At 71.0% G+C, this 11,483-nt stretch carries 15 protein-coding genes and 1 tRNA gene; 1 reads left to right on the top strand and 15 read right to left on the bottom strand.

The features are described 5' to 3' along the window. The first annotated feature begins 29 nt into the window (after window positions 1–29). Window positions 30–242, top strand: coding sequence for a 50S ribosomal protein L28 (locus IPJ95_08740; GenBank protein ID MBK7923704.1), 213 nt, complete (start codon window positions 30–32; stop codon window positions 240–242). Between the two features lie 116 nt (window positions 243–358). On the opposite strand, the gene rplQ is transcribed toward IPJ95_08740, so the two are convergent. From rplQ to IPJ95_08665, 15 genes are all read right to left on the bottom strand, one after another. Further along, the gene (gene rplQ, locus IPJ95_08735) at window positions 359–715 is read right to left on the bottom strand and encodes a 50S ribosomal protein L17 (protein MBK7923703.1); all 357 of its coding nucleotides are present in this window, start codon (window positions 713–715) and stop codon (window positions 359–361) included. Beyond that, entirely contained in the window at window positions 715–1,770 is a 1,056-nt protein-coding gene (locus IPJ95_08730) for a DNA-directed RNA polymerase subunit alpha (protein ID MBK7923702.1), read from the bottom strand. Before IPJ95_08730 ends, rplQ begins: the two co-directional genes overlap by 1 nt. 2 nt (window positions 1,771–1,772) lie before the next feature. Next, window positions 1,773–2,405 (bottom strand): 30S ribosomal protein S4, encoded by a 633-nt coding sequence (gene rpsD / locus IPJ95_08725; protein ID MBK7923701.1) that lies wholly within the window; start codon window positions 2,403–2,405, stop codon window positions 1,773–1,775. 3 nt (window positions 2,406–2,408) lie between these two features. Further along, entirely contained in the window at window positions 2,409–2,855 is a 447-nt protein-coding gene (gene rpsK, locus IPJ95_08720; protein ID MBK7923700.1) for a 30S ribosomal protein S11, read from the bottom strand. Further along, window positions 2,855–3,235 carry a 30S ribosomal protein S13 gene (gene rpsM / locus IPJ95_08715; GenBank protein MBK7923699.1) on the bottom strand — a complete coding sequence of 127 codons (381 nt, stop codon included), beginning with the start codon at window positions 3,233–3,235 and terminating at the stop codon, window positions 2,855–2,857. The genes rpsK and rpsM overlap by 1 nt, the downstream gene beginning before the upstream one ends. Before the next feature lie 3 nt (window positions 3,236–3,238). Beyond that, complete coding sequence (gene rpmJ, locus IPJ95_08710) at window positions 3,239–3,355, bottom strand: 50S ribosomal protein L36 (protein MBK7923698.1); 117 nt, start codon at window positions 3,353–3,355, stop codon at window positions 3,239–3,241. Window positions 3,356–3,449: 94 nt separating this feature from the next. After that, on the bottom strand, window positions 3,450–4,139 hold the full coding sequence (gene pyrF / locus IPJ95_08705) for an orotidine-5'-phosphate decarboxylase (protein MBK7923697.1): 690 nt from the start codon (window positions 4,137–4,139) through the stop codon (window positions 3,450–3,452). Further along, a complete protein-coding gene (locus IPJ95_08700; protein MBK7923696.1) occupies window positions 4,132–5,004 on the bottom strand; it encodes a dihydroorotate dehydrogenase in 873 nt (290 codons plus the stop codon). The genes pyrF and IPJ95_08700 overlap by 8 nt, the downstream gene beginning before the upstream one ends. Then, window positions 5,004–6,404 (bottom strand): hypothetical protein, encoded by a 1,401-nt coding sequence (locus tag IPJ95_08695; protein MBK7923695.1) that lies wholly within the window; start codon window positions 6,402–6,404, stop codon window positions 5,004–5,006. The genes IPJ95_08700 and IPJ95_08695 overlap by 1 nt, the downstream gene beginning before the upstream one ends. Continuing rightward, complete coding sequence (locus IPJ95_08690; GenBank protein ID MBK7923694.1) at window positions 6,401–7,582, bottom strand: N-acetylmuramoyl-L-alanine amidase; 1,182 nt, start codon at window positions 7,580–7,582, stop codon at window positions 6,401–6,403. The genes IPJ95_08695 and IPJ95_08690 overlap by 4 nt, the downstream gene beginning before the upstream one ends. Next, entirely contained in the window at window positions 7,579–8,064 is a 486-nt protein-coding gene (gene smpB / locus IPJ95_08685; protein MBK7923693.1) for an SsrA-binding protein SmpB, read from the bottom strand. Before smpB ends, IPJ95_08690 begins: the two co-directional genes overlap by 4 nt. 93 nt (window positions 8,065–8,157) lie before the next feature. Next, window positions 8,158–8,241, bottom strand: a tRNA-Leu gene (locus tag IPJ95_08680). A gap of 54 nt (window positions 8,242–8,295) precedes the next feature. After that, on the bottom strand, window positions 8,296–9,438 hold the full coding sequence (gene moeB / locus IPJ95_08675; protein ID MBK7923692.1) for a molybdopterin-synthase adenylyltransferase MoeB: 1,143 nt from the start codon (window positions 9,436–9,438) through the stop codon (window positions 8,296–8,298). Window positions 9,439–9,501: 63 nt separating this feature from the next. Continuing rightward, window positions 9,502–9,960, bottom strand: coding sequence for an Rrf2 family transcriptional regulator (locus tag IPJ95_08670; protein ID MBK7923691.1), 459 nt, complete (start codon window positions 9,958–9,960; stop codon window positions 9,502–9,504). A 91-nt stretch (window positions 9,961–10,051) separates the two neighbouring features. After that, window positions 10,052–11,470 carry an aspartate ammonia-lyase gene (locus IPJ95_08665; protein ID MBK7923690.1) on the bottom strand — a complete coding sequence of 473 codons (1,419 nt, stop codon included), beginning with the start codon at window positions 11,468–11,470 and terminating at the stop codon, window positions 10,052–10,054. Window positions 11,471–11,483 lie beyond the last annotated feature (13 nt).

Here is an 11,483-nt window from a genome sequence, read left to right as displayed (position 1 = left end):
GTTCCACGTACTCTGGAAGGAAGCTTCGTATGGCCCGGGTGTGCACCGTCTGCAAGAAGGGGCCGATGACTGGCAACAACGTCAGTCACGCCAACAACCGGAAGAAGCGTCGCTGGTACCCGAACCTCCAGACCGTCCGTGTGCTGGTCGAGGGAGCGCCGCGCCGGGTGGCTGTCTGTACCCAGTGCCTCAAGTCTAACCGGGTCAAGAAGGCGACGACGGCTCGCGCCGTCGCCGTGTAGGCGCCTGCGGCGGCCGACGCTCACGTCGGCCGCCGACACCCGCGGGACCAGGCCAGAAAAAAGGGGACCAATCGGTCCCCTTTCGTCGTTCCTGGCGGAGGCGAAGGCGGCTGCCATCACTCGGGCAGCAGCTCGATCCGCGCCACCTCGGCGCCGTCGCCGGGCCGGTGGCCGAGCTTGAGGATCCGGGTGTAGCCGCCCGGCCGGGCGGCGAACCGCGGGCCGATCTCGGCGAACAGGCGGGTAAGCGCCTCGCGCTCCCGGATCTTGGCCGCGACCTGCCGGCGGGCGTGCAGGTCGCCCCGGCGGGCCAGGGTGATGAGCTTCTCGGCGTAGGGACGCAGCTCCTTGGCCTTGGCCACGGTGGTCTCGATCCCGCCATGCAGGATGAGGCTGGTGGCCATGTTCCGCATCAGCGCCCGGCGATGTTCGGACGTGCGCGAAAGCTGCCGGCCCTTGGCTTGGTGTCGCATCAGCCCTCCTCGCCGCCGTCCAGGGCCACGCGGGCACTCGGCGGGGTACCGGGGTGAGCCACGCGGAGGTCGCCATCGGCCTCCTCGAAGCGCATCCCGAAGTTCAGGTCCTGCTGGCGGAGGAGATCCGCGATCTCCTTCAGCGCCTTCTCCCCGACATTCTTGACCTTGAGCAGCTCGTCCTCGGTGTAGGTCACGAGGTCGCCCAGGGTGCGGATGTTGGAGTTCTTGAGCGAGTTGAGCGACCGGACCGAGAGACCGAAGTCATCGATCAGCTTGGTGAGCTTGTCGCGCAGGGCGCCACCGCCTTGCAGCCCGGCGGGCGCCTCGGGACGGCCCATCGGGACCTTGCCGAACTCGACGAAATACCGGAAGTGCTCCTGGGCCAGGGCCGCCGCATAGGCGATGGCGTCCTCGGGCGACAGGGTGCCGTTGGTCTCGACGCTGACCGTGAGCCGGTCGTAGTCGGTGCGCTGGCCCACGCGGGTCTCGGCAACCGAGAAATTGGCGCGGCGGACCGGGTTGTAGATCGCGTCGATGGTGATGAGGTCCACCGGCAGCGAGCGGTCCTTGGGGTGCAGCTCCGACTCGACGTAGCCGCGGCCCTTGTTGACGTGGAGCTCGCCGTTCACCTCGCGGTCGTCCTGCACCGTGAAGAGGAGGTGGTCGGGGTTCACCACGCGGACCGAGCCGCTCGGGATGATGTCCCGGGCGTACACGGGGCCGGCGCCGTCCTTCTTGATCTTGAGCACCGCCTCGTCGACGTCGTCGGCGAGCACGAGCGTGAGGCTCTTGAGGCGCTGGATGATCTGGTGCACGTCCTCGTGCACGCCGGGGATGGTCTGGTGCTCGTGCACCACCCCGTCGAGGCGGAACGCCCACACGGCGCTGCCCCGCAGCGAGGACAGCAGCAGGCGCCGGAGCGAGTTGCCCAGCGTGTACCCGAATCCCCGCTCGAGCGGCTGCAGCCGGAACTCGGCGATGTTCGGGTTGTCTTCCCGCTTGGTCATCTCGACCAGGTGCGGGCGGACCAGTCCGGTCAGGTCAATGGTCATGGTCACTTCGAGTAGAGCTCGACGATGAGCTGTTCCTGCGCATTGAGCGGGATGGCGTCGCGCGTCGGGCGCTCCGTGACGCGCCCGGCGGCCTTCTCGGTGTCCACCGAGAGCCACGACAGCGTGGTCCCGCGGGTGGCGAACTCCTGCGCGGCCCGGACCGTCACCAGCTCGCGGCTGGCCGGCGCCACGCGCACTTCCATGCCCGGGCGGATCACGTAGGACGGCACGTCGACCTTGCCGCCGTTCACCTGCACGTGCCCGTGCCGGACCAGCTGGCGGGCCGACTTGCGGCTGGCGGCGAAGCCCATGCGGAAGACGATGTTGTCCAGCCGGGTCTCGAGCGCGATCACCAGGTTGGTGCCCTTCACGCCGCTCTCGCGCGAGATGCGGTCGAAGGTGTTCCGGAACTGGCGCTCGGTGAGCCCGTAGATGCGCTTGACCTTCTGCTTCTCACGCAGCTGCTTGGCGTACTCCGACGCCTTGCGGCCACGGCCGGCGTTCTGGCCATGCTGGCCCGGGGCGTAGCCCCGGCGCTCCACGGCGCACTTCTCCGTCAGGCAGCGCGTGCCCTTGAGGAACAGCTTGGTGCCTTCCCGACGGCACTGGCGGCAGCTCGGACCGGTGTAGCGCATGGCTCAGACCCGCCGCTTCTTGGGGGGACGGCAGCCGTTGTGCGGAATCGGCGTGACGTCGCGGATGGAGACGACCTTGAGGCCGGCGGAGGCCAGCGCCTGGATGGCCGACTCCCGGCCGCTGCCCGGACCCTGGACCCGGACGTGCACCCGGCGCAGCCCGAGGTTCATAGCCTCGCGGCCGCAATTCTCGGCGGCCACGGTGGCGGCAAAGGGGGTAGACTTCTTGGAGCCCTTGAAGCCCGCCTTGCCGGCGGAGCCCCACACCAGGGCATTCCCCTTCATGTCCGTGATCGTGATGAGCAGGTTGTTGAAGGTGGCGGCGATGTGGGCGACGCCCTCGCTCTCCACGACCTTCTTGCCGCGCTTGGCGGCAGGCACCTTCGCCGGGGCTGCGGCGGCGGGCGCCGCGGCCGGGGCGGGCGTCTGGGGCTTCTCGGGAGCAGTCATTACTTCTTCGTCACCTTCTTCTTGCCCGCGATGGCCCGGCGCGGGCCCTTCTTGGTGCGGGCGTTGGTATGCGTGCGCTGCCCGCGGACCGGCAGGCCCCGGCGATGCCGCACGCCGCGATAGCTGCCGATATCCATGAGCCGCTTGATGTTCATCGCGATCTCGGTGCGCAGGGCGCCCTCGACGCGAAGCGAACGCTCGATGAACTGGCGCAGCCGCGCCACTTCAGCGTCCGAAAGGTCCCGCACTCGGGTATCCGGGCTCACGCCAGTCTCGGACAGGATCCGGTTGGCGGTCGGACGGCCGATGCCGTAGATGTAGGTGAGGCCGATCTCGACCCGCTTCTCTCGCGGCAGATCCACGCCAGCAATACGCGCCATCGGTTACCCCTGCCGCTGCTTGTGCTTCGGGTTGCGCTTGCAGATGATGCGGAGCGTGCCCTGCCGCCGCACGACCTTGCAATGCTCACAAATCGGCTTGATGCTCGAGCGAACCTTCACGGACTTCCCCCAGGAACAGGGTTTCGAAGAGCACGAGAATGTACCGGGGGCATGTGGATAATGCAAGGGAGGGGACGGACTTAGGCGGGGGTTTTCAGCCCTGGGGCCGGGCGGCCTCCGCCATCTCCCGGTAGACCGCCCGGGGATCGGCCGCCTGGAGGATCGGCCGACCCACCACCAGGTGCGTGGCCCCCGCCCGCGCCGCAACGTCCGGGGTGGCGGTCCTCACCTGGTCCCCGGCGGCATCCCCGGCCCGCCGGATCCCGGGCACCACCACCCAGGCCTCCGCCCCCAGCCGCGACCGAACCGTCGCCACCTCGAGGGGGGAGCAGACCACACCCCGGAGCCCGGCCACCTGCGCGGCCTCCGCCAGCCGGCCAACCTCGTCCAGCAGCACCACCTCCGGCCCCCGCCCCGTGGCCGCGCCGTACCCGGCCCGGCTGTGCGAGGTCAGCACGGTGACCCCCACCACCCCGAGCCGGCCCCCGCTGGCCCGGGCGGCCTCGGCCATCATGTCGGCCCCGCCCAGGGTGTGGACCGTGGCCATGGCCACGCCCAGCCCCGCTGCGGATTCGACCGCCCCCGCCACGGTGTGGGGGATATCGTGCCACTTGAGATCGAGAAAGACCTGGAGTCCCCGGCCGGCGAGTTCCCGGAGCAGCGCCGGGCCCTCCCGGGTGAACAGGATCGAGCCGACCTTGACCCAGCGCACCTCGGGGAGGCGGTCGAGCAGCCGCCGGGCCTCGTCACCCGGCAGGTCGAGCGCCACGACGAGTTCAGCCATCGCCCGCCTCCAGGTCTGCCACGATCCGCTCGGGGATCCTCGGGTTGCACATGGCCGCAGTCCCGACTGCCACCAGCGCGGCCCCCGCCTGCAGGTACTGTCGGGCATCCCCCGCCGACCGGATGCCACCCATGCCGATCACCGGCATGCCGCCGCTGCGGTCCATGATCTTCCGCACCGCCAGGACCCCGACCGGCAGCAGGGCCGGCCCGCTCACCCCGCCGTTGCCATTGCCGAGCCTCGGCAGCTGGGCCTCGCCGTAGAGGTATCCCGGCATGGTGTTCACCACGCTCACGCCGTCGGCCCCGGCGCCGCGCACCGTCAGCGCCATGCCGGCGATATCCGGCAGCGCGGGCGAGAGCTTGGCGAACAGCGGCTTGCGGGTCCGTGCCCGGCACAGCTCCAGGACCCGGGCGGCACTCGTGGGATCGGCGCCGAACTCCATGCCGCCGGCGTGGGTGTTGGGGCAGGAGAGGTTGATCTCGAAGCCCGCGATCCCGTCGAACTGGTCCAGCCCGGCCACGACCTCGGCGAAATCCGGCGCCTCGAACCCGACCACGTTGACCAAGGCCCGCGCGGCGTGCAGGTGGCGCATGAGCCACGGGAGCTGCTCCGCCTGGACCCGGGCCAGCCCGGGGTTGGCCAGGCCGACGGAGTTCATCATGCCGCCAGGGAACTCGGCCACCCGCGGCGCCCGGTTGCCGGGACGGGGCGCGGTGGACACCGCCTTGGTGATGATCCCGCCCAGGCGCTCCAGGTCGATCACGCCGGCCACCTCGCGGCCGAAGCCGGCCGTGCCGGCCGCGAGCAGGACGGGGTTCTGGTAGGCGACGCCGACTACGGTGCGGGCGAGGGCGCTGGCCACTAGCGGTTCACCGGTTCCCGCGGCGAGGTGGTCGGCCGGGCCGGCTGTCCCGGTCGGCCCGTCGGCCGGCGCACGCCCTCCGGGCGGAAGGCGGCGATGAACCGGCGCAGCGAGTCCTCGAGCGCCGCCACTCCGGGATCGTCCCCCGCGGCGGCGAGGCGCACGTAGGGGCTGGTGCCGTACCGATCCTCGAGGACGCGCACCAGGCTGTCCCGTGCCTCGGGCTGCAGGTCGATCAGCGCCATGATGGCCTTGGGGGCGAAGGGCGACTCCGGCCACTCCTGGGCGATCCGCGCGAACTGGTTCCGGCTGAATGCCGTGGCCCCCACGCTGTCGCGGGCCATCTCCCCCGCGGCGAAGAGCCGGAGGTCACCGCGCGGTGTGCCGGCGGGGGCGGAATCGGCGGCGATGGCCACCCGGCGCACCTGGGTGCCGAGCACCGACAGCCGCGGGCCGTAGGGTCCCGGCACGTCATCGCCTCCCTCCAGCTCGTCGAGCAGCGCGAGCAGGTCGGGCACGGTCTCTGCCCGGGCGACGCGGACACGGACACGGTGATAGCGCGCCTCGCCCTCGAGGGGCGACCGGCCGGCGAGCGTCATGGCCTCGCGGAACCGCCGGTCGGCGCCCGCCGTGTCGGCGGGGGCGCGGCGGACGCCATCCTGGAGCAGGAGGGCGGCCCGGAGTTGCGGCGGGAGGCCCGGCGCGGCGGCGAGGGTCTCGAGGAGGGAATCGGCCACCGCGGGGTGCTGCCGGGCGAGGACAGCCATGAGGGAATCCCAGGGCGCCGCCGAGTCAGCGGCGTCCCGGAGCGAGTCGGCGAGGCCGAGCGCGTCGGGCACCCGCCCGACGCCGGCGAGGGCCACCATCCGCTCCCCCGGCGCGCGGGGGTCCGCGGAGGCGGACAGCTCGGCGAGCGCCGGGACGAAGTCCCCGGCGATGCGGAGCGCGCGGCCATGGGCGTAGAGCGCCAGGTTGCGTCGCTCGGGGTCCGGGCTGTCCGTCAGGCGGGCGTAGGCCGCGGTCGCGCCGACCGGGTCGCCGAGGGTCACCCGGCACCCGCCGACCAGCATGGCGGCCTGCTCACGGAACTCCCGGTTCTCGGCGCGCACCATCACCTGCTCCAGCAGCGGGAGCGCCCCGGCGCAGTCCTTGAGCCGCGCCTGCGCGGTGCCCTGGAGCAGGCGCGCCTCATCGTCCCACTTGCTGCCGGGATGGCGCACCAGCACCGATTCGGCCTTGACCGCGACCTGCCCCCAGAGCGAGCTGGCGTCGAAGGTCCGCCCCTCGCGCTCCGCCTTGCGGGCCCGGCCGGCGAGGCGCTTGGCGTTGTACATCCCGTTGTAGTAGGCGCACCCCGCCCCGAGCAGCAGCAGTGGCAGCAGCCAGGTGGCCCGCTTCACCGGCTCCCCCCCGCTCCACCGGTGCCGCTGCGGCGTTCGTACTCCAGCAGGTAGGCCACCACCGCGTCCGCCATGGCGGCGGCGAAGGACTCCTGTGACTTGCGGTTGGTGAGGAGGCGGGCATCCTCCGGATTGGTGGAGAAGCCCATCTCCACCAGGATGGCGGGCCGCCGGGCGGTATTGAGCACCGCCAGCCGGTTGTGCTGCTTCACCCCGCGGTTGTCGCCAGCGTGCACCAGATCGAGGTTCTCCTGCACCAGCTCCGCCGCGCGGGCCGACTCGCGGAGGTACTCGTTCATCTGGAGGTTGCGGAGGATGAAGTCGAGGTCGCCCCCCTGCTGCCGCGGGGCGTCCTCATACCGGAGGGCATCGTTCTCCATGTCGGCGATCCGGTCGGTGGCCTCGGTGTTCTCCTCGCCGATGATGATCGTATGAAACCCCCGCACGGTGGAGAACCTCCGGCGGGCGCTGGTGGGCAGTGCGTCGACGTGCAGGCTCACGAAGAGGTCGCACTCGGCCGTGCAGAATGGGGCGCGTTCGAGCACGCTGATCAGGGTGTCCGTCTGGCGGGTCATCACCACCCGGATTCCCCGGCGGCGGAGTTCGTCCCGGAGCAGCAATCCCACGGCGAGGGTCACGTGCTTCTCGTTCATGCCCCGGGGGAAGTAGATCCCCGGGTTGCCCGGATCCCGGCCGCCGTGCCCCGGGTCCACCACCACCACGTGCCCGGGCCGCAGGCCGTTCGGGAGGCGGGCGACCGGCGCGGACGCCGGGGGCCCCGTCTCCACCAGGCGCGCCGCGCCGGGCTGGAAGTCGTACCGCTCCGCCAGCACCCCCGGCAGCACCTCGGCGACGAACTGCAGCGGCAGGAACAGCGAATCACGGCCGCGCCAGGCCCAGCCGACCAGCGGCTGCAGCCGGTCGTTGAAGACGAGCCCGGGCGCATTCAGCAGGAATCGGAATGACTGCCGCGCCAGGATCACCTCGGCCCAGGGCTCCCGGATCTGCAACCGCCCGTTGAGCGCCTCGACGAACGCCGTGGCCGAAACCCCGGGGCCGGCGGGGCCATGCGCCGTGACCGGCAGCCGGGTGGTGCCACGCGGTGTCTGCACGGTGACCATCTGCGGCGCCGGCCGGGGCCCGCCGGCGAGCGCCGCCAGGAAGAGTGCCGTGATCATGCGCGCCGGCTCATCGCGCGCGCCATCTCCCGCTCGGCGTCACGCTTCTTGAGGTCTTCCCGCCGGTCGTGGGCCTTCTTGCCGCGGCCCAGCGCGAGCGTCACCTTGGCCACCCCGTTGCTGAAGTAGAGCTCCAGGGGGACCAGTGTCAGGCCCTTCTGCTCCACGGCGCCGACGAGCCGCTCGATCTCGCGCCGGTGCAGCAGCAGCTTCCGGGTCCGGACGGGATCGTGGTTGTAGCGGTTGCCCTGCTCATACGGGGTGATGTTCACGCCCTCGAGGAAGACCTCCCCGTTGGCGAGGCGGGCGAAGCCCTCCTTGATCGAGGCCTTGCCGCTGCGCAGCGACTTCACCTCAGTGCCGGTCAGGACCAGCCCCGCCTCCCACGTCTCGAGGATGTGGTAGTCGTGGGTCGCCTTGGGGTTGCGGGCGACCGAGAGTCGCCCCGAGGCGTCGGGAGTACGGCGGGCCCGGGAAGTCATCGTAACCCGAAGATAGACAGGGGGTTCGGCCCGGGGGAAGGTATCCCAAACGAAACGGGGCCAAGGTGTGCCTTGGCCCCGCGTCGGGGAGAGTGCCGAAGGGGGGACTCGAACCCCCACGGGCTTGCGCCCACTGCGCCCTGAACGCAGCGCGTCTACCAGTTCCACCACTTCGGCGTGGGCGGACAAACTACCCTTTCACCGTGGGCCGCGTCAACTCGCCCCCCGGGCTCAGTACCGAGGCAGCGCCGGGTCCTGCTCGGCTGCCCAGGCGTCGATGCCGCCCGCGAGGCTCCGTGCCCGCTGGAAACCCGCCGCCCGCAGGAGCTCGACGGCCTGCAGCGACCGCATGCCGTGGTGGCAGAGCACCACGAGGTCCCGCCGTGAGTCCACCTCGGCCAGCCGGCCCGGCAGGTCCCGCAGCGGAATGAGCTGGCTGCCCGCGAGGTGCGCGATGGCGAACTCGTGCGGCTCGCGCACATCGAGCAACGCGGGCGGCGCCCCGCCCTGCAACAGTGCCGCGAGTTCCGTGACCGCGACTTCCATCTCCCCGTGCGACGCTGGAGCGCCGAGGCCGCAGAAGGCCTCGTAGTCGATGAGCGCCGTGACCGTCGGCTGCGGCCCGCAGAGCGGGCACTCCGGATCCTTGCGCAGGCCGAGTTCGCGGAAGCGGAGCCGCAGCGCATCGAAGAGCACCAGCCGGCCCACCAGCGACTCCCCGGCGCCCAGGATCAGCTTGATGGCCTCCAGCGCCTGCAGGCTCCCGATGACGCCGGGCAGGACGCCGAGGACGCCCCCTTCCGCGCAGCTTGGCACCAGACCCGGGGGCGGTGGCTCGCTGTAGAGACAGCGGTAGCAGGGGCCGCGCGTGGCGTCGAAGACCGAGACCTGTCCCTCGAACCGGAAGATGCTCCCGTACACCAGGGGCTTGCCCAGCAGGACGCAGGCGTCGTTGACCAGGTACCGGGTGGGGAAGTTGTCGCTGCCGTCGACCACCAGGTCGTAACGGCCGAGCACCTCGAGCGCGTTGCGTGAGGTGAGCCGCTCCCCGATCGGTTCGAGGTGGACGTGGGGATTGAGGTCGTGCAGGCGGTCGCGGGCGGACTCAAGCTTGGGGCGGCCGATATCGGCGGTCCCGTGGAGGATCTGCCGCTGCAGGTTGGTGACGTCGACCCGGTCGAACTCGGCCAGCCCCAGGTGCCCCACGCCTGCCGCCGCGAGGTAGAGCGCCGCCGGGGAGCCCAGTCCGCCGGCACCGACCAGCAGGACCCGGGCGGCCTTGAGTTTCCGCTGTCCCTCGACGCCCACCTCGGGCAGGAGGAGGTGGCGGGAATAGCGCAGGATCTCGTCGTTGCCGAGGAGGGGGGTATCCATGGGGAGGAAACATAACGCCCGGCCTGCGAGGGCCGGGCGTGGAGTGCCGTGGAAAGGCAGCGTTCAGACGGTCGGCGCGATCGACACCAGCTCCTGGACCTGGGTCTCGTGCTTCATGAGATCGGCGAGCGCGATCCCGCCGAGCAGGTCGTCGACCCGCTGCTGCAGCGCCTGCCAGACCGGCCGGATGCTGCAGGCCGCCCCGGGATTGCACCGGTCGTTGTCGACCTGATGGGTGGCGCAGTTCATCTCGAACGTCTGGTGCTCGGAGGCGGTCATGATGTCGCGCATGGAGATCGCGGCCGGGTCCTTGGCCAGGTAGTACCCACCCTTGGCCCCGCGCACGCTCTCGACCAGGCCGGCCCGACGCAGCCGCAGCAGGATCTGTTCGACGTAATCCCCGGGAAGCCGTTCCTGCTCGGCGATCTCGCGGGCAGCCACCGGTCCACTCCCCGCCGCACCACGCCGGGCGAGATGAATGGAGATGATGAGGCTGTATTCCGTCCAGGTTGTGATTCGCATAGGGGAACTATACGACCGTATATTGAAAACCTGCAAGCGGATAACCGTGAAATCCGCATAAACATGCGTTCATGCTTGGTGCCCCCCCGGCTCAGCCCCCGCCAGGCAGGCCGACGCCCCCAGGGACCCCGATCTCGGTCATCGCCCGGAGGTCCAGGACCTCCTCCAGCTCGGCGCCGGCCAGCAGCCCCTTCTTCACCACCAGTTCCTTGACCGTCAGGCCGGTGGCGATGGCCTCCTTGGCCAGCTTGGCGGACTCGGCGTACCCGATCTTGGGGGCCAGCGCGGTGACCAGCGCGGGGCTGCGCTCCAGCCAGTAGGCACACAGCTTCTCGTCCGCCCCGATGCCGGCCACGCACCGCTCCGCCAGCACCCGGGTGGCGTTGCCCACGATCGTGAGCGCGAAGACCATGTTGTGGGTCATGACCGGCATCATCACGTTGAGCTCGAGCTGCCCGGCCTCGGCCGCGAGAGCCACGGTGGTATCGAGGCCCAGAGCCTGGTAACAGACCTGGTTGACCATCTCGGCGATCGACGGATTCACCTTGCCGGGCATGATGCTGGAGCCGGGCTGCACGGCCGGCAGGAGGATCTCGGCGAGCCCGGTGCGCGGACCGGAGGCCAGCAGCCGCAGGTCGTTGGCGATCTTGTTGAGGTCGAGCACCCAGGCCCGGAAGGCCCCCGAGAACGTGGCGATGTCGCCCATCGACTGCATGAGCTGGATGCGGTCCTCGCCCTCGTGCAGCTCGAGCCCACTCACCGCGCGCAGGTGCTTCACCATCAGCGCCGGGTAGGCGGCCTCGGCGTTGAGCCCGGTGCCCACCGCGGTGCCGCCGATGCCCATGGCCCGGAGCCAGTCGGCGGCCTGGGCGAGCTTCTGCCGGTGGCGAGCCACCGTGTGGCCGTACGCGGTGAACTCCTGGCCGAGACGGATGGGCGTGGCGTCCTGCAGGTGGGTCCGGCCCGACTTGATGACGTGGTCGAACTCGCGGCCCTTCGCCAGGAAGGCCGCGGCCAGCGCATCCATCGCGGCGAGCGTGGCCGGCAGGGAGGCCAGGGTGGCGAGGCGCATGGCGGTGGGGATCACGTCGTTGGTGCTCTGCGCCATGTTCACGTGATCGTTGGGGTGCACCGGCTGGTAGGCGCCGCGCGTCCCGCCCAGGATCTCGTTGGCCCGGTTGGCGAGGACCTCGTTGCAGTTCATGTTATGGCTGGTCCCGGCGCCGGCCTGGTACACGTCCACGATGAACTGGTCACGGTACCGGCCCCCCAGGATCTCGTCCGCGGCCTGGACGATGGCATCAGCCAGGCGCCCCTCGAGCCGGCCGGTCTGCTTGTGCGTCAGGGCGGCGGAGCGCTTGATCCAGAGGACCGCATCGACGAACGCCGGCAGCGGTCGCAGCCCGGAGATCGGGAAGTTCTCCGCGGCCCGGACGGTCTGGATGCCATAGAGGGCCTCGGCGGGCACCGGCTTCTCGCCGAGCGGGTCCTTCTCGATGCGGGTGGTCATGGCGTGTTCCTTG

The sequence above is a fragment of the Gemmatimonadota bacterium genome (assembly GCA_016713785.1).
Taxonomy (GTDB): domain Bacteria; phylum Gemmatimonadota; class Gemmatimonadetes; order Gemmatimonadales; family GWC2-71-9; genus JADJOM01.
The sequence above is the reverse complement of the archived record's forward strand: the minus strand, read 5'-3'. Positions and strand labels throughout refer to the sequence as shown.